The organism is Bacteroidales bacterium (genome assembly GCA_029210725.1).
Taxonomy (GTDB): Bacteria; Bacteroidota; Bacteroidia; order Bacteroidales.
This window is the reverse complement of record JARGFM010000004.1, coordinates 121,569-143,291: the sequence shown is the minus strand read 5'-3', so window position 1 is coordinate 143,291 and position 21,723 is coordinate 121,569. Positions and strand designations below refer to the sequence as shown.

Annotated in this window: 17 protein-coding genes; 11 read left to right on the top strand and 6 right to left on the bottom strand. The window is 52.8% G+C overall.

The genetic code is table 11. The features are described from left to right. Nucleotides 1-32: 32 nt before the first annotated feature. The 3 genes from P1P86_03670 to P1P86_03660 all read right to left on the bottom strand — a co-directional run bounded on the left by P1P86_03670 (nucleotide 33) and on the right by P1P86_03660 (nucleotide 3,384). A complete protein-coding gene (locus tag P1P86_03670; protein MDF1574273.1) occupies nucleotides 33-908 on the bottom strand; it encodes a DUF1080 domain-containing protein in 876 nt (291 codons plus the stop codon). Nucleotides 909-937: 29 nt separating this feature from the next. Next, a complete protein-coding gene (locus P1P86_03665) occupies nucleotides 938-1,132 on the bottom strand; it encodes a hypothetical protein (GenBank protein ID MDF1574272.1) in 195 nt (64 codons plus the stop codon). Nucleotides 1,133-1,203: 71 nt separating this feature from the next. Beyond that, nucleotides 1,204-3,384, bottom strand: a complete 2,181-nt coding sequence (locus tag P1P86_03660) for a DPP IV N-terminal domain-containing protein (GenBank protein ID MDF1574271.1) — start codon at nucleotides 3,382-3,384, stop codon at nucleotides 1,204-1,206. Nucleotides 3,385-3,486: 102 nt separating this feature from the next. On the opposite strand from P1P86_03660, the gene P1P86_03655 reads away from it, so the two are divergent. Then, a complete protein-coding gene (locus P1P86_03655; protein MDF1574270.1) occupies nucleotides 3,487-6,087 on the top strand; it encodes a glycoside hydrolase family 3 C-terminal domain-containing protein in 2,601 nt (866 codons plus the stop codon). Nucleotides 6,088-6,090: 3 nt separating this feature from the next. Here the strand turns inward: P1P86_03655 and P1P86_03650 are convergent, their stop codons facing one another. Beyond that, nucleotides 6,091-7,254 (bottom strand): galactokinase, encoded by a 1,164-nt coding sequence (locus P1P86_03650; protein MDF1574269.1) that lies wholly within the window; start codon nucleotides 7,252-7,254, stop codon nucleotides 6,091-6,093. An 81-nt stretch (nucleotides 7,255-7,335) separates the two neighbouring features. On the opposite strand from P1P86_03650, the gene P1P86_03645 reads away from it, so the two are divergent. Continuing rightward, nucleotides 7,336-9,000: a glycosyltransferase family 39 protein gene (locus P1P86_03645; GenBank protein MDF1574268.1), complete on the top strand. Its 1,665-nt coding sequence runs from the start codon at nucleotides 7,336-7,338 to the stop codon at nucleotides 8,998-9,000. A gap of 19 nt (nucleotides 9,001-9,019) precedes the next feature. Further along, on the top strand, nucleotides 9,020-10,036 hold the full coding sequence (locus P1P86_03640) for a PmoA family protein (GenBank protein ID MDF1574267.1): 1,017 nt from the start codon (nucleotides 9,020-9,022) through the stop codon (nucleotides 10,034-10,036). Here P1P86_03640 and P1P86_03635 read toward each other — a convergent pair whose 3' ends face one another. Then, nucleotides 10,037-11,077: a Gfo/Idh/MocA family oxidoreductase gene (locus P1P86_03635; protein MDF1574266.1), complete on the bottom strand. Its 1,041-nt coding sequence runs from the start codon at nucleotides 11,075-11,077 to the stop codon at nucleotides 10,037-10,039. 102 nt (nucleotides 11,078-11,179) lie between these two features. Between P1P86_03635 and P1P86_03630 the strand changes: the two genes are divergently transcribed. From P1P86_03630 to P1P86_03615, 4 genes are all read left to right on the top strand, one after another. Further along, nucleotides 11,180-11,809 (top strand): 7-carboxy-7-deazaguanine synthase QueE, encoded by a 630-nt coding sequence (locus P1P86_03630; GenBank protein MDF1574265.1) that lies wholly within the window; start codon nucleotides 11,180-11,182, stop codon nucleotides 11,807-11,809. Further along, on the top strand, nucleotides 11,810-13,747 hold the full coding sequence (locus P1P86_03625) for an OmpA family protein (protein MDF1574264.1): 1,938 nt from the start codon (nucleotides 11,810-11,812) through the stop codon (nucleotides 13,745-13,747). After that, nucleotides 13,740-14,600, top strand: a complete 861-nt coding sequence (locus tag P1P86_03620) for a LytTR family DNA-binding domain-containing protein (GenBank protein ID MDF1574263.1) — start codon at nucleotides 13,740-13,742, stop codon at nucleotides 14,598-14,600. The genes P1P86_03625 and P1P86_03620 overlap by 8 nt, the downstream gene beginning before the upstream one ends. Before the next feature lie 112 nt (nucleotides 14,601-14,712). Next, a complete protein-coding gene (locus P1P86_03615; GenBank protein MDF1574262.1) occupies nucleotides 14,713-15,927 on the top strand; it encodes a C1 family peptidase in 1,215 nt (404 codons plus the stop codon). 26 nt (nucleotides 15,928-15,953) lie between these two features. Here the strand turns inward: P1P86_03615 and P1P86_03610 are convergent, their stop codons facing one another. After that, nucleotides 15,954-16,163, bottom strand: a complete 210-nt coding sequence (locus tag P1P86_03610) for a DUF6485 family protein (protein MDF1574261.1) — start codon at nucleotides 16,161-16,163, stop codon at nucleotides 15,954-15,956. Between the two features lie 72 nt (nucleotides 16,164-16,235). On the opposite strand from P1P86_03610, the gene P1P86_03605 reads away from it, so the two are divergent. From P1P86_03605 to P1P86_03590, 4 genes are all read left to right on the top strand, one after another. Further along, the gene (locus tag P1P86_03605) at nucleotides 16,236-19,292 is read left to right on the top strand and encodes a glycoside hydrolase family 3 N-terminal domain-containing protein (GenBank protein MDF1574260.1); all 3,057 of its coding nucleotides are present in this window, start codon (nucleotides 16,236-16,238) and stop codon (nucleotides 19,290-19,292) included. A 106-nt stretch (nucleotides 19,293-19,398) separates the two neighbouring features. Then, on the top strand, nucleotides 19,399-19,803 hold the full coding sequence (gene mce, locus P1P86_03600) for a methylmalonyl-CoA epimerase (GenBank protein MDF1574259.1): 405 nt from the start codon (nucleotides 19,399-19,401) through the stop codon (nucleotides 19,801-19,803). Continuing rightward, entirely contained in the window at nucleotides 19,796-21,355 is a 1,560-nt protein-coding gene (locus tag P1P86_03595; protein MDF1574258.1) for an acyl-CoA carboxylase subunit beta, read from the top strand. The genes mce and P1P86_03595 overlap by 8 nt, the downstream gene beginning before the upstream one ends. Continuing rightward, a complete protein-coding gene (locus tag P1P86_03590; protein ID MDF1574257.1) occupies nucleotides 21,355-21,720 on the top strand; it encodes a hypothetical protein in 366 nt (121 codons plus the stop codon). Before P1P86_03595 ends, P1P86_03590 begins: the two co-directional genes overlap by 1 nt. Nucleotides 21,721-21,723 lie beyond the last annotated feature (3 nt).

The following is a 21,723-nucleotide window of genomic DNA, read 5'->3' as shown; positions in this document are numbered from 1 at the left end:
AACTCCTGGTTTCAGATTTCTGTCCTGACATGCTAAAACAAAGATCTGAATCTCTCAGGAAGGGTTTCCAGGGGTCTGATTTCGATCGATTTAAAATAGACTTCGGCAGCCTCGCTCTGCAACTGGATCTTTCCTCTGGTCAGGGGAAAGCTTTCTCCATCCTGCACATATCTGGAATTCCGGAGTACCATGACCACCTCGCCATTGATCAGGTGCAGGCTCTTATCTTCATAGCATATTAGCTCCAGTGTATTCCACTCTCCACGAGGTTTTTCATAACTGGCACTTCGAAGGCAAAAGCCCGGGAGCTCTTCGCCGGCTCCAAATTTGAGAAAGTCCTGGCCCGGATCGGCAACCGGATTCATGATATACTCCGGGATAAAGGCCCGGATGTCGATGGCAGAGTTTGCGATCCCCCAGTAATCGCCCATATGACCCTCCATAATCTGAAATTCCTGGGATAGCATCCAGGATCTCCAGTGATCAATTCCGTAGTCCCCTATGGAATGGTAGAGCACTCCGGAGTCCATCAGCAGGTTTTTCCTTGGATCCCACTTTTTTTCTCCCCATTTCACCTGCAAACGGAGATGATAATTGGAATAGCTCTGTTTGCTGATCACACAGCCATATACTTCTCCGCTGACTCTTAAAACCGGTGCCTGGTCCTCCTGGATCATGGTAAAAACCCCGTACCCTTCCTGGTTCAGACCAATGGGAGCGATTAAATTTCCATGCTGGTCCACGGGCTGTTGCCCGTCATAGCCCACTTCGTGACTGTAGCTCAGGTACCTGTCCCATTGAGAAAGGTTCTCATCCAGCAAGCTGGTCCAGCCCTCTTCCTCTGCGCAGGAGGGAAGCCCAAACACAGGGAGCAGCACCAAAAGCAATACTCTTACATTTGTTTTCATCTGATATGTTTCTATATGGTCTGAAGAATTTACCAAATACCGGGGATTAGCCGGTACCTGATTTTTTGACAGTACTTCTTATATCCCTCCGGATTCTCTTTGAGGACTTTTTCTTCGTTGAGAATCCTCAGGGCAAACACCAGAGGAAGAAAGGAAAAGCGGACCAGCATTTTTCGCAGTAGAGCTTTCCGTTCCCGGGGGCTTATTTCGCTTTTCTTTTCCATGAGCCGATCTGTTTAGAAATCATAGCGGACCCTTCCGGAGGATCCATATATCATCACGGGGCGCTCCGGTTTTAACTGGTTCTCGGGTCTGAATCGATCTCAATTTTAAATTCCTTTGGCGGCGTTGCCCGCAGGAGGTGGAACACAAAATAGTCCCAGCGCCTGCGCATGATGTAGTTGCCGTCGCTGCCATAGCCATGACGGGCATTGGGGAGCAGCAGGAAATCAAAATCTTTCTGTGCTTTGATCAGTGCATCGGCCACCAGGTAGGTGTTGTAGGGCGGAACATTGTCGTCCATGCCCCCGTGAATCAGGAATAGTTTACCCTTCAGGTTTTCTGCATGGGTCTGGTTGGCCTGCCGGTGGTAGTTGCTTAGCCCTTCACTGTCCGGGACTTCAAGTCCGATGTACCGTTCCCCCCAGTCGTCTTCGTAATTCCGGTTGTCGTGATTGCCCGATTCGGCGATCCCCACTTTGAATAAATCCGGGTATTTGAACATGGCAGCAGCGGTGGCAAATCCTCCCCCGGAGTGGCCCCAGATTCCCACGCGGTCCAGATCCAGGAAGGGGAATCTCTGCTTCAGCTGTTTCAGGCCGGCCACCTGGTCGGGGAGTGTATTTTCACCCATATCCCCGTAGCAGGCATCGTGGAAGGATTTCGACCGGTTGGGATTGCAGCTTCCTTCCAGGGCCACCACCACAAATCCCAGTTCGGCCAGGGCCTGATTATCTCCCCGGGCGGCCATAAAGCTCCAGGAGCGCACACTGCCACCCTGGGGCCCCGGATAGATATAGACGATCACCGGGTACTTCTGATCCGGATCCATTTCAGAAGGAGTATGCATAATTCCGTACAAATCCCAACGATCGTTGGCCGAACGGACGGTGAATGGAAGGGGAACTTTCCAGCCACTGGCCTGCAGCCTGGAAATATCGGTTTGCTCCAGCCCGGTAAGCAGTTCACCGCTGGTATTCCGTACCAGGTGCACCGGGGGGATGTGGGATTGCGAGTAGGAGTCGATAAAGGCCTTTCCATCCGGGGAAAACCGGATGCTGTGATCGCCGGTTTCGGGCGTCAGCAGGGTCAGGTTTTCTCCGCTGAAATTCACCCGGTAGAGGTAGCGGTAATAGGGATTACCTTCCTCCTTTCCGCTGGCAATAAAGTAGATAAGGCGCTTTTCCTTATCGATTTCCAGTATTTCCCTGACGACAAAATCCCCTGAAGTGATGGGATGTTTTTTCTTTCCCGAAAGGGCGTCGTAGAGGTAGAGATGGCCCCAGTCGCTTCGTTCCGAATACCAGATGATTTCATTGGTTCCGGAAAAGTATTTCCAGTTGATAGTCCCCTGGCCCGATTCATACTGGGTCTCAACGATTTCTTCAAAAATATCCCTGACCTCCCCGGTCTCGCAATCGGCAATCCGCACATGTTCCTCTTTGTGGTCGCGGCTGGTGGACACAAAAACCAGCTTTTTGCTGTCCTCGCTCCAGGCCACATCGTCCAGGCCTCCTTCGCAGGAGATATCATCGCAGAGGGTTCCCCTGCGGGCATCAGGAGCCAGTTTCAGACGGATCACCCCGGGCTCTCCGGAAATATCGATGATTACCCGGTGTATCCGGATGATATCCTCATCACCGGGCAGGGGATACTTCCATTCCATCAGTTCCGGGGCGCCTACCGTGGTTTTCACCAGGTACATGCTGCTGACATGTCTTTGATCCTGCTGAAAGGTGGCGATCTTTCTGGAGTCGGGCGACCAGCTCAGGATGAGCCTGTCGCTGCGTTTCCATCCTGCATTGTCGGTGGCATAGCCAAAGTTCTTGATTCCATCGGTGGTCAGGGCCCTTTCCTCACCGCTTTCCACCTCTCTGATCCACAGGTTCCAGTCCTTAATAAAAACCACATGCCTGCCATCGGGAGAAAGGGACTCCGTGCGCGATCCTCTCCTCTCTTCCTGTTCCACCGATCCTTTTTCAAACAAATCTTCCCTGGACTCTGCAGTGATCACTTTTCCGTTCTGCGGGTTTACCAGTTTATACTCCCCCCGGGTTTCGGTCAGACAGCGGTACCAGATCCTTCCGTCGGCAGTCCATTGCGGCCTGATGTCCTTATCAATAAGTTTATCGACATTGCCCCGGAGCATGGCTGCAGCCTGCCGGTAGTCTGCTTCTGTAAGTGATGCTTGCTCCTGTGCCTGAACTGCCGCTGCAAGTATAAAAAAAAGGGAAATGGTGGTAAATGCGTGTTTCATCGTGAATGCTTAATTTGTTTACAAGCCATCGCTCAAGATAGTGAGATCAGAGCGATTAACAATAAATTTTGTAACATTGATAAACCTTTTAAGCGGCTTGTCATGAAACTGAAGACCCTGTCCATCTTTTGCCTGTTTTTATTGCTTTTCTCCTGTGAAGGGAAGCGCCTGCCTTACCTGGATACTGATCTTGATTTTGAAACCCGGGCGGCCGACCTGGTCTCCCGGATGAGCCTGGAGGAGAAGGTGGGTCAGCTCACCCACTATGCCGATGCGGTGGAGCGGCTGGGTATTCCGGAGTATAACTGGTGGAACGAATGTCTGCACGGGGTGGCCCGCTCCGGAAAGGCAACTGTCTTTCCTCAGGCCATCGGGATGGCGGCCACCTTTGACCGGGACATGATGTTTCGCATGGCCGATGTGACCTCCACGGAGGCCAGGGCCAAGTATCACGACTACTTCTCCAGGGGGAAGCACGGGATGTACCAGGGCCTTACTTTCTGGTCGCCCAATATCAATATCTTCAGGGATCCCCGCTGGGGCAGGGGACATGAGACTTACGGGGAGGATCCGTACCTGACCGGCGAGATGGGGGTACAGTTTATCCGGGGACTGCAGGGAGATGATCCCCGTTACCTGAAAACGGTGGCCACTTCCAAACATTATATCGTGCACAGCGGACCCGAGCCCCTGCGGCACGAGTTTGATGCCGTGGTCAGTGAGCGGGATTTCAGGGATACCTATCTGCCTGCATTTAAGAAAACCGTCGAGAAAGGACAGGTCTATTCGGTCATGTGTGCCTATAACCGTTACCAGGGAGAACCCTGCTGCGGCAGTGCCCCTTTGCAGGAGGAACTGCTGAGAGGAGAGCTGGGTTTTCGGGGGTACATAGTCTCCGATTGCGGGGCCATTTATGATTTTCACCAGGGCCATCAGGTAGTTGAGACCAGGGAGGAGGCAGCGGCCCTGGGGGTCCTGTCGGGGACAGATCTGAACTGTGGGGATCAGTATGAAGGCCTGGTTGAGGCAGTTAAGCAGGGGCTTATCACTGAGAAGGAAATTGATGAGGCAACCGGGCGGCTGATGCTGGCCCGTATGAAACTGGGCATGTTCGATCCGGATGAGATGCTTCCCTGGTCCTCCATCCCGGTGGATACCCTGGCTGCGGAAGCTCATAAAGAGATAGCCAGGGAGATGGCACGTAAGTCCATGGTGCTGCTTAAGAACGACAGGAATACGCTCCCCCTGAGCAAGGAGCTGAAGCGTGTGGCCGTGATTGGTCCGAATGCTCATAACGTGGATGTACAGAACGGGAACTACAACGGGACACCGGTGGCCCCGGTGAGCGTGCTGGACGGCATCAGGGCCAAGCTGGGAGCCGCTGCCGAAGTGCGTTATGCACAGGGCTGTCCGCATCACAGCGCTTTACCCTACCTGACTGCCGTACCACCCGAAAACCTGTTTACTTCGGAGGAGATGCATGAAAATGGGATGAAGGCTGCTTTCTATCCGGATTTAAATCTGCTGGGGCCGCCTCTTCTGGAGCGGACCGATGAGCAGGTGGATTTTTACTGGTGGGACGGGGAGCCTCCGGTGGAGGGGCTGACAGACGACAATTATACGGTGAAGTGGAGCGGATACCTGGTTCCGGAAAAGAGCGGCACCCATGCTCTGGGAGTAAATGGTAAGTTCTTTAAGTTTGTTTTTGAGGGCGATACTCTGATTCGTCATCACAATATTCATCATCCCAACCAGGTTTACCAAAAAGTGGACCTGGTGGCAGGCAGGGCCTATGAGATTCAGGTTCTGGGGCAGGACATTCACGGCGATTTCACCTGCACCCTGCACTGGGAGGAACCCGGGTTGCCCCTGGCCTGGGAAGCCCTGCAGGCTGCCCGCTGGGCCGATCAGGTGGTACTGGTTATGGGGCTTACTGCCCGGCTGGAAGGGGAGGAGATGCGGGGACTGGAACTGGAGGGTTTCCAGGCAGGGGACAGAACCTCGCTGGATCTGCCGGCTGTCCAGCGGCAACTGATCCGGCAGATCGCGGCCACCGGCAAGCCGGTAAGCCTGGTGCTGATGACCGGTTCGGCCGTTTCTGTTACAGCGGAACAAAAAACGGTTCCGGCCATCCTGCAGGCCTGGTATGGAGGCGAGGCAGCTGGCGAAGCAGTTGCCGATGTCCTGTTCGGGGATTATAATCCGGCCGGAAGACTGCCGGTGACTTTCTACAGGTCCGTGAATGACCTGCCGCCCTTTGAGAACTATGATATGGCCGCTCGCACCTATCGCTATTTCGAAGGGGAGGTGCTCTATCCCTTTGGCTATGGCCTGAGTTATTCCACTTTTTTCTATGATAATCTGATCCTGGAGCGGAACGAGATTGGCCAGGGCGAATCCCTTACCGTAAGTGTGGAGGTGAGCAATACCGGGGAGCGGGACGGAGAAGAGGTGGTGCAGCTCTATATCCGGGATGTGGAATCAGAGGAGGCCCGACCTGTAAAAGATCTCCGGGGATTTGAACGGATAAAGGTGAAAGCGGGACAAACGATTGTGGCAACCATGACACTGGGTCCGGAGGAATTATCCTACTGGGATCCGGAAGCGGGGGATTATGTGGTGGAACCCGGGATGTACGAGATCCTGGTGGGGCCTTCGTCGGCCTCTGAGGATCTGCTGAGAACAGAGCTGATGGTCCGCTAAGGATCAGACGATCTCTTTGGACCCGTCGCCCACCTCTGCCACGTAGAAATCGGCAGTAAGGCCGGTCCGCTCCTTATAGGCCCGGCCAACCTCCCGGATAAAGGTCTCCACCTGCTCCTCTTTGACAATGCTTACCGTGCATCCGCCAAATCCGGCACCGGTCATCCTGCTGCCGATGGTCCCCTCTATTTTACGAGCCTCCTCCACCAGGGTGTCGAGCTCGGTTCCGCTTACCTCATAATCGTCCCGCAGCGAATCGTGCGACTGGTTCATCAACCGGCCAAAAGACACGATATCCCCCTGGCTGAGGGCTTCTATGGCACCCAGGGTACGGTTGTTTTCGGTAATCACATGGCGGGCCCGTTTCCGGATGGTTTCGTCCTCAATGAGGGGGGAAAGGCCGTTAAACTCCTCCAGGTTCAGATCGCTCAGGTTCCTGATCTTTTTCCCGCTGCCAAGAATCTCTACGGCCGATTCACACTGTGCCCTTCGCTCATTGTATTTTGAGTCGGCCAGTCCCCTCCGCTTATTGGTGTTGGCAATGACGATCTTCATTCCCTTGAGTTTCAGTGGAACGCGCTCGTAATCAAGTGTGTCACAATTCAGAAACAGGGCATGATCAGCGGCTCCCATCCCCGAGGCAAACTGGTCCATAATGCCGCAGTTTACTCCCACAAAATTATTTTCTGCCTTTTGTGAGAGTTTAACCAGCTCCATCCGGTCCATCCCAAAAGCAAAAATCTCGTTCACGGCAAAAGCGGTAACCATCTCGATGGAGGCGGATGAGGAGAGCCCGGCCCCGTTAGGAATATCTCCGGAGTAAAACAGGTCCACTCCCTCGATCTCTTTTGCTTTTTTTCGCAGCTCGTTTAACACACCCACCGGATAATTGATCCAGGATTTGCCCTCTTTTTCAAAGGGCTCGTCGAGATTCACCTCACCCCGGTGGTCAAAATTGGCAGTGGCAAAGCGAACCAGGCGTTTGTTGTTTTTTCTTAATGCCAGGTAGGTGCCAAAGGAGAGTGCACACGGAAATACATACCCACCGTTGTAGTCGGTGTGCTCCCCGATCAGGTTTACCCGTCCGGGGGAGAAAAAGAGGCGGGTTCTGTGTTCATTCTCTCCATATAAACTGTAGAAAGTCTCTTTTAGCTGCGCTGTGTTCATATCCCTGTCCTTTTAGGAAGGTAAAAGTATGAAAAATTATCTGATCCTAAATGGGACAAAATTTTAGTACTTTTGGGGTCTATGCTGGGTGATACTATACTTCGGAGGATTCTGGTTTACGCGGGGATTGTGGTGCTTTCACTTCTCTTCCTTCTTCCTTTTCTGGGTTCGGTTCATCTCTTCGATTCCGATGAGACCAACTATGCCGAATCGGCCAGGGAAATGATTGTTACCGGAGATTATCTGACGGTACAGATAGATTTTGAACCTTCTCCGGAAAAGCCCCCGCTCTTTTTCTGGCTTCAGGCAGTCTCCATGAAAATATTCGGAATCAATGAATTCGCTGCCAGATTTCCCAATGTTATCTGTGGAATTTTATCCCTGATGATGCTTTATTCCTTCGGACGTAAAATTTACGGACACCGCTTCGGACTGTTATGGATCCTCTCCTACGCGGCAGCCATACTTCCCTTTTTCTTCTTTAAATCCGGGATCATTGATCCATGGTTCAACCTCTTTATTTTCATTGGGATTTCCAGGTTTATTTTTTACTTTGACCCGGACCGTGCGACGGGACAGGTAAAGAACCTGATTATATCAGCTGTTTTCTTCGGGCTTGCTGTGATGACCAAAGGGCCGGTGGCCATCCTGATCTTCCTGCTTTGTTTTCTGGCCTTCCTGGCTCTGAAACGCTTCCGGATATCCACCACGGTGGTTCATGTACTTGTTTTTTTCTTGGTTCTGGCAGCAGTAGGGGGGAGCTGGTTCCTGTTCCAGGCGGCCAGCGGAAATTCCGGGATCATCCGGGAGTTTATCAACTACCAGATCAAGCTGCTTTCCACACAAAGCAGTGTCCATGACGGATTCTTCGGTTATCACCTGGTGGTTCTTCTCGTCGGGGTCTTCCCTGCCTCGGTGATTGCCATGAAGAGCATTACCAAGAAGGCGGAAGATACCGAATTACAACGCTTGTTCCGGCAGTGGATGTACATTCTGTTGCTGGTGATCCTGATCGTATTCTCCATGGTTAATACCAAGCTGCTTCACTACAGCTCACTGGGCTATTTTCCACTGACCTTCCTGGCTGCCTGGGTGTGGGACAAATGGCTCGACCGGAAAATAGAGATTGGTGGCTGGCAGGTGCTGCTGATCTTTCTGATTGCCCTCCTGCTTTCCGGCATGGCCATCGTTTTCCCCTTGATCACCGACCATTACAACTGGCTGCTTGGCAAGAATTTCTCATTCATAGGGCCCTTCGCTACGGAAGCACTCAAGCGGAATGTTCACTGGAGTGGTTATGAATGGATCACCGGCCTTTTTCTCTTCCTGGGTGTCATCTTTGCATCGGTTCAGATTCTCCGCAGAGACTGGAGCGGGATGGTGATCCTCCATCTGGTGGTTCTCCTGTTTGTATTTGCCTCCATCTCACTCTTTACCGAACGTGTGGAAGGTTATAATCAAAGAGTTGCTGTTAAATTCTATAAGAGTCTCCGGGGACAGGATGTTTATGTGAATACTCTGGGATTCAAGAGCTTTACGCACCTCTTTTATTTCGACAAACAACCCGGTGAGGAGGATGACAGTATAGAGCGACTGATGACCGGTTCCCTGGACCGGGATGCCTATTTTGTGATTAAAGTAAATAAGAAGGATATTTACCTGGAGCGCTATCCGGAACTGGAGGTGCTTATGGAAAAGGACGGATATGTATTTACCGTGAGACGGGCCGCTCCTTCCGGCCCTTAACAAGCTAATTCCCGATCTCATGAAAAAACCAGTTCTTATGCTCTGCGTGGCCCTCTCTTTGGCACCATCCATTTTTGCACAGATAAATGCTTCTGTCCAGTTAAAGCTTCAGGAAGAATTGGACCGGGTGGAGGTTTGGATGGACGGAGAGCTGTTTACATCGTACCGTTTCTACGCTGCCCTGGAGAAACCGGTGCTTTATCCCATTTATGCGCCGGATGGCCTGCCGGTCACCCGCGGATTTCCCATAGCTCCCAGGGAAAAGGAACGTGTCGATCATCCGCATCACGTGGGGCTCTGGTTCAATTTCGGGGATGTGAACGGATATGACTTCTGGAACAACTCCAATGCCGTGGCCGAGGAACGCAAAGGAGCCTATGGCAGGATTGTTCACCGGACTGTCGAACAGGCGGAAACTGTGGGTGAGCTTGGGGTTCTGAAGGTCAGGATGGACTGGGTGGCCCCGGATAATGCTTATTCCATCCGAATGCTTGAAGAGTCTGCCACTTATCTTTTCCGGGGTAGTGAGGGTGTCTGGATGGTGGACCGGATCACCAGGCTTACCGCCGTAGCCGACCGGGTCGAGTTTACCGATAATAAGGAAGGGATGCTGGCTATCCGGGTCGACCGGGCTTTTGAACTCCCCCCGGAGGTTTCTGACGGAGTGGCGGCTCTGGATAAGGAGGGGCTCACCGGATGGTACCTGAACAGTGAAGGAGATCAGGGCAGGGAAGTCTGGGGGAAAAGGGCCCGGTGGGTCAGGCTGACCGGGACCAGAGGGGGTTCCGCCTGTTCACTGATCCTTATGGACCACCCGGAGAATATCTCTTACCCTTCCTGCTGGCATGCCAGGGACTATGGGCTTTTTTCCATAAATAACCTGGGCCGTCAGGTTTATAACCGGGAGCTTGACAAGTTTCATCTGCTTTTGAAAAAGGGGGAATCCCTGAGCTTTCGTCACCGTTTTGTCGTGGCTTCCGGAGAGCTGAACCGCCAGGAGATAGAGGCCATCTTTAAGGATTTCTCCGCCAGGTAGCTAGCTTAATCTGACCACTTCGCCTTTCCGGCTGCTTTCATAGGCCGCTTCGATGACCCGGATCACATCCCTGGCCTGACGGGGTGTGACTATCAGCGGGGCGCCGTTTCGAATGACCTCATAGATGTTGTCATAATAGGCCATATAGTTGCCGGCCTGCAGCGGGTAATCGCCTTCCAGGTGCTCCCCGTTCACATCGGTATTGATTCTTGCATGGCTGAAATCGGGATCCATACCCCAGCCTTCGGATCCCGGGATCAATCCGGCTTTCAGGTCCCGCTCCTGGGGATCGGAGCCCCAGGCCAGGAAAGAGCCTTCGGTCCCGTGGAGCATAAAGCTGGGACCCTGCTCCCGCACCAGATAGCTGGAGCGCAGCATGCATTTGAACTCCGGATAATGCAGCCAGAGATCATAACTATCGTCGGTCAGAGCCCCGTCGCGCAGCATCCGGGTATCACAGAACAAACGGTCGGGCATGCCAAAAAGGTTCAGGGTCTGATCGATCAGGTGCGACCCCAGGTTGTAAAGGGTTCCGGTTCCGTTGGACTGGTCCTTCCACGACTCCTTAATATAGTTTCTGAAGCGGTCGAAGTGTACCTCAAAATCCACCAGGCGCCCAAGTTTTCCCGAAGCCAGCACTTCCTTTACGGTGAGGTAAACCCCATCCCAGCGCCTGTTCTGATATACACTTAGCATAACGCCCTGTTTTTCGGAAATCTCTATCAGGCGGTCCGCGTCACCGGTCTTCAGGGTGAAGGGCTTCTCCACCACCACATGTTTGCCTGCCTCCATGGCCCGGGAAGCCATATCCATATGGAGGTGATCGGGAGTGTTGACCACCACCAGTTCGATGGAAGGATCCCCGATGATCGCCTCAAAATCCCTGACCAGCCGGGCGCCCTGGTGCCTGCCTCTGGAATCGTGGCGGTGTCTTTCCAGAATTTTCCCCACTTTATAACCGGGATGGGTTTCGAGGAGCGGACCGTGAAAGACCAGGCCCGACATTCCATAGGAGCAGAGTGCAGTATTGATTGCTTTCATGAGTCGGATATTTAGAAGTCCAAATTAATAAAAAAGCGGGATTCTGCATTTACCGACCCCAATTGTTCATTACCTTTGTTTTCTAAGAGGGATTATTTACAAATGGATTTTGATCAGAAGATTTTTGAGGGAGGAAGGCAGATCCCCCTGGTGGAAGAGTTTTATACCATACAGGGTGAGGGCTTCCATACAGGGAAAGCGGCATATTTTATACGGGTAGGCGGATGCGATGTGGGTTGCAGCTGGTGCGATACAAAGTTTTCGTGGAATCCAGCACTTCATCCGGTGGTGCCGGTGGAGCAGATTGTCGATCATGTGATGCAATATCCCGCTGCAGCTGTGGTTGTTACAGGCGGAGAGCCCTTAATGGTTAACATGGAAATCCTGACCGTAATGTTGAAGGAACGGGGGATCGAAACCTTCCTGGAGACCAGCGGGGCCTATGCACTGAGTGGTCACTGGGACTGGATTTGTCTCTCTCCAAAAAAGAAGGCACCCCCCCTGGAGCCGATCTACACCGAGGCGGACGAACTGAAGGTGATTATCGCTTCCGGGGATGATATTTCCTGGGCGCTGGAGAATGCGGCTAAGGTAGGAGAGGAGTGCAAGCTTTACCTGCAGCCCGAATGGAGCCGGAGGGAAGAGATCCTGCCCCTGATTATTGATTTTTCCAAGCAGAATCCCCGCTGGATGATCTCCATACAGTCTCACAAATACATGCACATCCCATAGATGGGCTTTAAAAGAGGCATAGGATTTTTCGTACTGCTGGTTCTGGCGCAGGGGCTCCTGGCTCAGTATTACAGTTCCAGCTCCAAAAAGGCCATCAAGCGGTTTAAGGAGGCCAGAACCTGCTATGAATTACTGGATAATGCCTGTGTGGAGGAGTCGCTGTTAAAGGCCATAAAAGCGGATGTGCATTTTATAGAGGCTTACCAGATGCTGGCCCAGCTTTACTTTGATCAGGGGCGATTGGAGGAGGCCATTTCCAATTATGCCCGTACCCTGGAAATTGATCCCGAAGGTAATCCGGAGGCTTACCGGCTTCTGGCGGGACTGAAGCTGATGACAGGCGACTACCGGGGGGCGGAGGAGCTGGCGGAGAGTTACCTTGCTTTCCCCCCTCAGCGCTTAAAGAACAGGGATGCAGCTGTTTCCATCAGAGAAAAATGCCTTTTTGCCCGGGAAGCCATGAAAAATCCGGTACCTTTTCAGCCAGAGAATCTGGGGCCTGCCGTAAATTCGGAATTCAATGAGTACTGGCCCGCCCTGACCGTGGATGAGGAGATGCTGATCTTTACGGTCATGCTGCCGGCAGATATTCATTGGGGCGGAGATTCTCTCTCCCTGCAGGAGGATTTTTTCTACTCCACCCGGAAGGAGGATTCCTGGGAATCCCGTAAAAATGCCGGGGCACCCCTTAACACTCCCGATAATGAAGGAGCACAGTCCATGACCGCTGACGGAAAAACCCTGTGGTTCACCGCCTGTAACCGGCGCAACGGGCTTGGAATGTGCGATCTGTACTACTCCACGCTCGAAGAGGGAAGGTGGAGCAGCCCAAAAAATGCCGGCAGCCCGGTAAACAGCCGTTACAGCGAGAAGCATCCTGCCATATCGGCCGATGGCCGCAGGCTCTATTTTACTTCCAACCGTCCGGGAGGACGGGGCTCTTATGATATCTGGATGTCCGAACGGATGGGGGAGAGCTGGAGCGATCCGGTGAACCTGGGCGATTCGGTGAATACAGCCGGACTGGAACAGTCGCCTTTTATCCATCCTGATCAGCGGAGCCTCTATTTTTCATCCGCCGGCTGGCCGGGTATGGGCCAGGGGGACCTGTTTCTTACCAGGTTCAATGGAAGCCCGGGATGGAGCCGGCCTGTAAACCTGGGCTATCCCATCAATACCTGGGCTGATGATATCGGACTGAGCCTGAATGCCGCGGGAAACAGGGCCTATTTTGCATCCAACAGGGGAGAGGGGACCGACACAGACATATACTCCTTTGAAATGCCCCGGGAGATGAGACCGGTGCCTGTTTCCTATATGAAGGGCCGGGTATACAATTCACGAAATATGAAGGGACTGAAGGCCGCTATACAGTTAATCGACCTGGAGAGCGAAGAGGCAGTCATGGAGCTGGAATCCTACCCGGGCGAAGGCGACTATCTGATCTCTCTGCCCAGCGGCCGGGACTATGCCCTGAATGTTTCGGCAGACGGGTACCTGTTCTATTCGGAGCATTTCACTTTCACCGGGATACACAGCCGGGCCGAAGCTTTGAGAAGGGATGTCCCGCTTGATCCGGTGCAGGTAGGCAGCAGGGTGGTGCTGAACAATATTTTTTATGAAAGCGAATCCTTTGGTCTGAAGCCGGAATCGAGGGTGGAACTGAAGCGGGTATATGAGTTTCTTTCATTGAATCCGGCCATCGGGGTGGAGATCAGTGGACATACAGACAACACCGGAACACCGGAACATAACCAGATCTTATCGGAGCAAAGGGCGCAGAGTGTGGTGAAGTATCTTACAGGCAAAGGAATTGATCAGAGCAGGCTGGAGGCCGCCGGTTACGGGGAGATGTTGCCGGTGGACGATAATGCCACCGAGGCAGGAAGGGCCCGGAACAGGCGTACCGAACTTAAAATTATCAGGATCCATGAGTAGTTTGAAGATCATTTTCGAGGAAATCCCCGACTATCTGAAAGATAAGTCCATCCTCATTACCCAGGTGATGTTTGTCTCCATCTTCGCCCTCGTGTTTATTAATACCTATGCCCCCTTTGATGCCGCTTCCCGGATTGACATGAGCCGGCTGGAATTCTTTTTCAATTCCAGCGTAATGATCCTTATCGGAATGCTGGGGATCGTACTCAGCAAGCTGGTCTTTTTCCTGTTGATGGGAAGAATCCGCATGAGCTACCTGATCTTCGGGCTCTGGCACCTGGCCGAGATCGTGATTATGGCCCTGATCTACCTGGCGGTGGACCTGCTCCTTCTGAAATCGGGCATGGAACTGGTGGACCGCTTCACCAGCCTCCTCTTTATTACCCTGATGGTTCTGGCCATTCCTTACTCCCTCTCCTGGCTTTACCTATCCATGAAGGATAAGCGCAAAAAGCTGGAGAACCTGACCAATAATACCTCCCTGGAGTTCCGGGAAAAGAAGATGATCACCTTCCGCGATGAAACCGAGAAGCTTCGTTTTTCCATAAAATCGGAGGATATCCTCTTTGTGGAGTCGACCGACAACTATGTGACGGTGCATAGCAGGGAGAAGGGTAAGGTGAAAAAAATCATGCTTCGGAATACCATGAAACGGCTGGAGAAGGAGCTGGAGGGGACCCTGATTCAGCGCTGCCACCGCTCCTACATGGTGAATTTCGAGAATATCAAACTGGTGAAGCTGATCAGTACCAACCTTTACATCTACATGGATTCACCGGAAGAGATCCGCCTCCCCGTCTCCAAGTCCTACGCCGAGCATGTGCATGAGTTCCTGAACCGGGTCTCCCTGTAATATCTCCCGGTTCAAATTTATACCGGGCCCTTCCCCGAATATTTTCGGGGTTCAACTTCCCCATTCTTCAGGAATATTGCTAATTTAAGCGCTTGAACCCAAACCAAACAAAATGAAAAATTTAATACCTTACACGACACTGATATTAATCGGTGTGGCCGTTTCAGGTTCCGGTCTGTACGGACAGCAAAAGAAGAAAGAGGAAGCACCCAAAGGGTATGAATTCACCTTGGTCACCTCTGTACCGGCTACACCTGTGAAGGATCAGCACCGCTCAGGGACCTGCTGGAGCTTCGCATCGGTCAGTTTTATTGAATCGGAGCTTCTTCGCGTCGGTAAGGGGGCACATGATCTTTCGGAGATGTTTTTTGTGAGGAAAGCTTATGAAATGAAGGCCGATAAGTATGTACGACTGCATGGCCAGGGGAATTTCGGACCCGGAGGACTCGCCCTGGATGTGATCCAGATCTGGATGGATTACGGCATGGTGCCCGATGAGGTGTATGATGGAGTTACTACCAGGGATTCGCTGCCCGTTCACGTAGAGATGGACGGGATGCTGAAGGCCTATGTGGATGCGGTGGTCAAGAATCGCAACCGGGAACTATCTCCGGTATGGAAGGCGGGTTATACGGGGATTCTGGACGCCTATCTGGGAGTGGTTCCGGAGGAGTTTGACTACCAGGGAGAATCATTTACCCCGGCCTCTTTTGGGAGTTCCACGGAGCTGAAGCCCGGCGATTATGTGGCAGTTGGCTCCTACACCCACCATCCGTTCTACCAGGACTTCCTGCTGGAGATCCCCGATAACTGGATGTGGGGCAGCATTGCTAATGTACCCCTGGACGAGATGATGGGCTTGCTGGACTTTGCCCTGGAAAATGGCTACAGCGTGTGCTGGGATGCCGATGTGGGGGAGCGGAGCTACGACTGGAAAAAGGGAGTGGCCCTGATGCCTTCCACCGGGATTGAGGATCTGGACGGACTGGAAAGGGCCCGGTGGGATGAACTCTCGGAAAGTGAGCAGGAGGCGTTGTTCTATGACTTCTCCACACCCAAAAAGGAGCGGACCATTACCCAGGAGAACCGCCAGGAGATGTTCGATAACTACCGGACCACCGACGACCACCTGATGCATATCACCGGGATCGCCAGGGACCAGGCAGGAAATAAGTTTTACCTGGTGAAGAACTCCTGGGGAAGCGGAAATCACATCTATAAGGGATACCACTACGTTTCGGAGGCCTATATGCGTGCCAAGACCATCTTTTTTATGGTCCATAAGGAGGCTGTGCCTTCGGCAACTGCAGAAAAGCTGGGATTGTAACCCGATTGCTGCTTTCAGCGTAAAAGCTAATTCCAGCTGATGCCCCGCTCCCGGTAGATTCGGATGAAGTTATCCACCGAGCGGTCATAGCCGCGTTCCATGTCATCGGGGAAGTAGCAGGCAGGCAGTTCACCGGCCCGTCTGTGGGCTGCGATGCAGTCGCAGCAGATTCCCTTTTTGCCGCAGGGATAGCTGCAGTTACAGTTAACGAGGTTTCGTTCTTTTTTACATTCCATGACTCCTCCGATTCTGTGGGTTGGTAAAAATGAAATTTTGAAAATAGGCTTTTTTCTTACTTCGAACAAACGATGAGATACAGATACCTGCGAATAACGATTCTTACCCTGCTGTTGCTCTTATATCCGCTTTTAAGGCCGGAATTACAGGGACTGCAGCCGGTACTGGATCCTCCTGTCCGCAGCGATCCCCCCTTTCTGGATACCGGAGGAGCCTGGGCCGATTCGCTGATGGAAGGGATGAGCCTGGAGGAACGCATTGCCCAGATGATCATGGTTTACGGCTATTCCAACATGGGGCCCGCCCATGAGAAAGCGGTTTTGAAACAGGTAAACAGGCAGAAGGTGGGAGGGATCCTCTTCTTCCAGGGAGAACCTCTGAAGCAGGCCAGGCTGACCAATCTTTATCAGATGGCGGCCGATATTCCGCTGCTGGTGGCCATGGATGGAGAGAGTGGTCTGGGCATGCGGCTCCGGGAAACTATGACCTATCCGGCTGCCATGATCCTGGGTGGTATTGCGGATAATAGTCTGATCTATAGACTGGGCCGAGATATGGGGACCCAGTTCAACCGCCTGGGAGTACATATGAACCTGGCTCCTGTAGCCGACATCAATAACAATCCGGCCAATCCGGTGATTGGCAGCAGGTCCTTTGGCGAGGGGCGCCAGAACGTGACCGCCAAGGTGGTGGCACTGATGGAGGGTTTGCAGGACAAGGGGGTTCTGGTGGCAGCCAAACATTTTCCCGGTCACGGCGATACAGACACTGATTCACATCAGGCACTTCCGCTTATTCCCTACGACCGGGAACGGCTCGATTCTCTGGAACTTTTCCCTTTCCGGGAAGCCATCTACCGGGGACTTACCGGGGTGATGGTGGCCCATCTGCGGGTTCCGGAGCTGGATGACCGGGAGAACCGGGCCACTACGCTGTCCCGTCCTGCCATAACGGGACTGTTGAAGGAAGAGATGGGATTCAGGGGACTGATCATTACCGATGCCCTTAATATGAAGGGACTGAGCAGCTATTTTGAACCGGGCATCAGGGAAGTGGAAGCCGTACGTGCCGGGAATGATATATTATTAATGCCGGCCGATGTGGATAAAGCCATATCAGCCATAAAAAGGGCGGTCAGGCAGGGAAGCATTTCTGAAGAGGAGATTAATGGGAGTTGCCGGAAGATCCTTCAGGCCAAATACTGGACAGGGGCACACCGGCGTGAAATCATCCGGATAGATTCCCTGTTGGATGATCTGAACAGTCCGGCTTACCAGCCTTTGTTCAGAAAACTGGTGGAACATTCGCTGATTCTGGCAAAGAACGCGGACGGAGTGCTGCCCGTTGAAGAACTGGAACGCACCCTCCTGGCCACGGTAACTATCAGCAAGGAGGGGAAAGCGGAGCCTCTGCGTACTACCGATAAATTCCTGGAGGGCGATCATTTTACCCTGTCCTCCTCCGCCATTCTCTCCGAACAGTCGGAATTGATTCAGAAACTGGATAAGTACAATACAGTGATCGTAAACGTGCTGAACACCAGCAGCAGGGCTTCCCGGAATTATGGAATCACCGATCAGACACTCCTTTTTCTGGAGCAGCTCGATCCTTCGGTCAAACTGATTGTAAATGTGTCCGGCGTACCCTATGCCTTGGGACGTTTTTCCGGACTGGAGCACCTTGATGCCCTGGTTCTGTCACACAAAGACGATTCGCTTTATCAGGACCTGGCCCTGCAGGCCATCTTCGGAGGAGCCTCTTTTTCCGGGCGGATGCCGGTGTCTGCCGGAAGCTATCTGGCCGCAGGGGAAGGTGCGGACACCGGGCCTGCCTCCAGGCTGGGATATGCTTCCCCGCTGGATGTGGGGCTTCACCCCGATACCCTTTTAAAGATGGAGGAGATTATCCACCGGGCCCTCAGGGAAAAGGCCATGCCAGGATGCCAGGTGCTGGTGGCACGCCGTGGAAAAGTGGTGTGGCACCGGACTTACGGGCACCATACCTACCAGCGGAAGAGGGCCGTACAGGCCGATGATATTTACGACCTGGCCTCGATCACGAAGATGGCTTCCATTACTGCGGCCCTGATGCGCCTGCATGATCTGGGCAAGTTTCACGAAGATTCTCTACTGGGAGCCTACGAGCCCATTCCTGACAGCTCCAACAAGGCCGGATTACTGGTGGCCGATGTGCTGGCCCACCAGAGTGGCATGATCCCCTATATTCCTTTCTACTATGAGACCCTGGAGCCCCTGGATACTTCACAGACCCTGCTCAGAGCCAGCTTTTCCAGGACCCATCCGCTGAAGATCGGGGAAGGGGCCTATTTTAACCGTCATGTGAAGTATGTCGACAGTGTTTACCAGGATCACTATTCCCCGGAATATCCTTACCAGGCAGCCGAAAAGTTTTATATGCGGGCCGACCTGAGGGATACCATTTATAAAAGGGTTTATGACTCGGAACTGCTCTCCAGGGAGTACCGGTACAGCGGACTGGGTTTCCTGATGTTCCAGCAGATCATCGAAGCTGCCACCGATACCATGCTTTACCCTTATGTCTGGCACAACTTTTACAATCCCATGGGGGCTCAGACCCTGGGCTACAAACCTTTGAGCCGCTTTCCCCGGGAGCGAATAGTACCTACAGAAAATGATAATTTCTACCGCAAACAGTTACTGCAGGGACATGTGCATGATCAGGCGGCCGCCATGCTTGGCGGAGTATCGGGCAATGCGGGCCTGTTTGGCTCTGCCAACGATCTGGCCAAGCTGATGCAGATGTTTATGAACGGGGGACTCTACGGACAGCGACGGTATATCCGGGAGTCCACCCTGAAACTCTATACTTCCTGCTACAATTGTGAGGAGAAGAACCACCGGGGTTTCGGATTTAATAAACCCGTGTTCTGGGAGGAAGATGCAGGGCCTGCCTGCAACAGTGCCTCCCCGCTCAGTTTTGGACACTCCGGATTTACAGGGACCCTGGCATGGGCCGATCCGGCTTACGAACTGGTTTATATCTTTCTTTCCAACCGTGTACATCCCGATATGGGCAATAATCTGCTGATTGATATGAACGTGCGCACCGATGTGCAGCAGGTGATCTACAATGCCCTCATGGATTAGATGCTCCATAACAGGGGTGAATTCTCTCCATGTTTGATAATTATCATGATTTCAACAGCATGATAGAGCTAGCTTTGTGTAATTTCAAAGGATACTTTTACATACTATGAAACCTACACATATTGAACACATCGGAATTGCCGTCACCAGCCTGGAGGAGGCGATTCCCTATTATGAAAAGGTGCTCGGACTGGAGTGCTATCAGATCGAGGAGGTGGCCGATCAGAAGGTGCGAACTGCTTTTTTCAGGGTGGGCGATACCAAGATCGAGTTGCTGGAAAGCACGGATCCGGAGGGACCCATCGGGAAATTCATTGAAAAGAGGGGGCCGGGTGTCCACCACCTGGCCTTTGCGGTGGACCATGTGGGCGAAGCATTGTTGCACGCCGCTTCCCAGGGAGTCCGCTTAATAGACGTGCAGCCCCGCTTGGGTGCCGAAGGCCTTCAGATTGGCTTTTTGCATCCCGGATCAACCCAGGGCGTATTAACTGAATTCTGCGGTCATGAGTAGCAGGGATAAGATTCAGAAACTGATCGACCGGCGTGAGCAGGCCCGTAAGGGCGGTGGAGATAAACGGGTGGGGGTGCAGCATTCCAAGGGTAAGCACACGGCCCGGGAGAGGATCCAGATCCTTCTGGATGAAGGCAGCTTCGAGGAATACGACATGTTTGTCACTCACCGTTCCCACGATTTCGGTCTCGAGGACGAGCATTACCTGGGCGACGGGGTCATTACGGGCCATGGAACCATCGACGGTCGCGTGGTTTATGTCTATGCCCAGGATTTCACTGTTTTCGGGGGGTCTCTTTCAGAGACACATGCTGCCAAGATATGCAAGATCATGGACCAGGCCATGAAAGTAGGGGCTCCGGTCATCGGTATCAACGACAGTGGCGGGGCACGGATCCAGGAGGGGGTCAGGAGTCTGGCAGCCTATGCGGAGATTTTTGAACGCAATATCCTGGCATCCGGTGTCATTCCGCAGATTTCTGCCATTTTTGGCCCCTGTGCAGGGGGAGCGGTCTACTCCCCGGCTCTGACCGATTTTATTCTGATGAGTGATCAGACCTCCTATATGTTTGTAACCGGACCGCGTGTGACCAAAACCGTGACCGGGGAGACCATATCCACCGAAGCGCTGGGCGGTGCCCAGATGCATGCCAGTCGCTCGGGAGTGGCTCATCTGCTGGCAGAAGATGAGGAGGAAGGTCTCTTGATGATCCGGAAACTGCTCTCTTACATGCCCCAGAATAATCTGGAGGATCCTCCCGTTACCGGGTGTAACGACCCCGTCGACCGGCTCGACGATGCCCTGAACGAGGTTATTCCCGATCATTCCAATGAGCCTTACGACATGAAGGATGTGATTTTTTCACTGGTCGATAACAACGAGTTTTTTGAGATACACAGGCAGTATGCCATGAATATCATCGTGGGCTTTGCCAAATTCAACGGGATGCCCGTGGGGGTGGTAGCCAATCAGCCCAATCACATGGCCGGGGTACTGGATATTAATTCGTCCCGGAAGGCGGCACGTTTTGTACGTTTTTGCGATTGCTTCAATATTCCCATCGTGACCCTGGTGGATGTCCCCGGTTTTCTGCCGGGAAGTGCCCAGGAACATGGTGGAATCATCCTTCACGGGGCCAAGTTAATGTTCGCTTATGGCGAAGCCACTGTACCTAAGGTCACCATTACTTTGCGTAAGTCGTACGGAGGGGCTCATGATGTGATGAGTTCCAAACAACTCCGGGGCGATATCAACTACGCCTGGCCCACGGCCGAAATTGCCGTGATGGGCCCAAAGGGAGCCATCGAAATTCTGGAGGGCAAAGCCCTGAAGAGCATGGAGGAGCGTGAAGAAGCCCAGCGTTTCATTGAAGAGAAGGAGCAGGAGTACAAGGAGAAATTTGCCAATCCCTATGAAGCTGCCCGCTACGGCTATATCGATGATGTGATTGAGCCCCGTAACACCCGGTTTCGCATCATCAGGGCCCTGCGGACCCTGGCATCCAAGAAAGAGGTAAATCCACCCAGGAAACATACCAATATTCCGCTCTGATGGAAAGTCTGTTTGTCCTTTTAAAGAGTAAAATCGATCTGGAATCCCTGGTGATTGCCCTTGCGGGTTACCTCATTGTATTTTCCGCCCTGGTCCTGCTGTTCTGGCTTTTCTCCATGGTTCCCAGACTGATCTCCATGGGGAAGATCAGGAGAGGGGGGCGCCAGGGGAAAGCCCCTGTGATTATTGAGGGAGAGTCCATTTCCGGGGAAGCCACCGCAGCGATCTCCGTGGCGCTCTACCTCTACCTGGATGAGATACATGATAAGGAGAGCGGGGTGCTGACCATTAAACAGATTTCCAGGGTTTACTCCCCCTGGAGTTCAAAAATTTATGCGGTAAGAAATCAGTTTAACCGCATCTAAACG

Bases quoted from the DNA above. Each gene is read 5' to 3' on its own strand.
- mce (MDF1574259.1), top strand. From the start codon at position 19,399: ATGAAACCTACACATATTGAACACATCGGAATTGCCGTCACCAGCCTG.
- P1P86_03590 (MDF1574257.1), top strand. From the start codon at position 21,355: ATGGAAAGTCTGTTTGTCCTTTTAAAGAGTAAAATCGATCTGGAATCC.
- P1P86_03605 (MDF1574260.1), top strand. From the start codon at position 16,236: ATGAGATACAGATACCTGCGAATAACGATTCTTACCCTGCTGTTGCTC.
- P1P86_03655 (MDF1574270.1), top strand. From the start codon at position 3,487: ATGAAACTGAAGACCCTGTCCATCTTTTGCCTGTTTTTATTGCTTTTC.
- P1P86_03670 (MDF1574273.1), bottom strand. From the start codon at position 908: ATGAAAACAAATGTAAGAGTATTGCTTTTGGTGCTGCTCCCTGTGTTT.
- P1P86_03665 (MDF1574272.1), bottom strand. From the start codon at position 1,132: ATGGAAAAGAAAAGCGAAATAAGCCCCCGGGAACGGAAAGCTCTACTG.
- P1P86_03625 (MDF1574264.1), top strand. From the start codon at position 11,810: ATGGGCTTTAAAAGAGGCATAGGATTTTTCGTACTGCTGGTTCTGGCG.
- P1P86_03650 (MDF1574269.1), bottom strand. From the start codon at position 7,254: ATGAACACAGCGCAGCTAAAAGAGACTTTCTACAGTTTATATGGAGAG.
- P1P86_03660 (MDF1574271.1), bottom strand. From the start codon at position 3,384: ATGAAACACGCATTTACCACCATTTCCCTTTTTTTTATACTTGCAGCG.
- P1P86_03630 (MDF1574265.1), top strand. From the start codon at position 11,180: ATGGATTTTGATCAGAAGATTTTTGAGGGAGGAAGGCAGATCCCCCTG.
- P1P86_03595 (MDF1574258.1), top strand. From the start codon at position 19,796: ATGAGTAGCAGGGATAAGATTCAGAAACTGATCGACCGGCGTGAGCAG.
- P1P86_03620 (MDF1574263.1), top strand. From the start codon at position 13,740: ATGAGTAGTTTGAAGATCATTTTCGAGGAAATCCCCGACTATCTGAAA.
- P1P86_03635 (MDF1574266.1), bottom strand. From the start codon at position 11,077: ATGAAAGCAATCAATACTGCACTCTGCTCCTATGGAATGTCGGGCCTG.
- P1P86_03640 (MDF1574267.1), top strand. From the start codon at position 9,020: ATGAAAAAACCAGTTCTTATGCTCTGCGTGGCCCTCTCTTTGGCACCA.
- P1P86_03610 (MDF1574261.1), bottom strand. From the start codon at position 16,163: ATGGAATGTAAAAAAGAACGAAACCTCGTTAACTGTAACTGCAGCTAT.
- P1P86_03615 (MDF1574262.1), top strand. From the start codon at position 14,713: ATGAAAAATTTAATACCTTACACGACACTGATATTAATCGGTGTGGCC.
- P1P86_03645 (MDF1574268.1), top strand. From the start codon at position 7,336: ATGCTGGGTGATACTATACTTCGGAGGATTCTGGTTTACGCGGGGATT.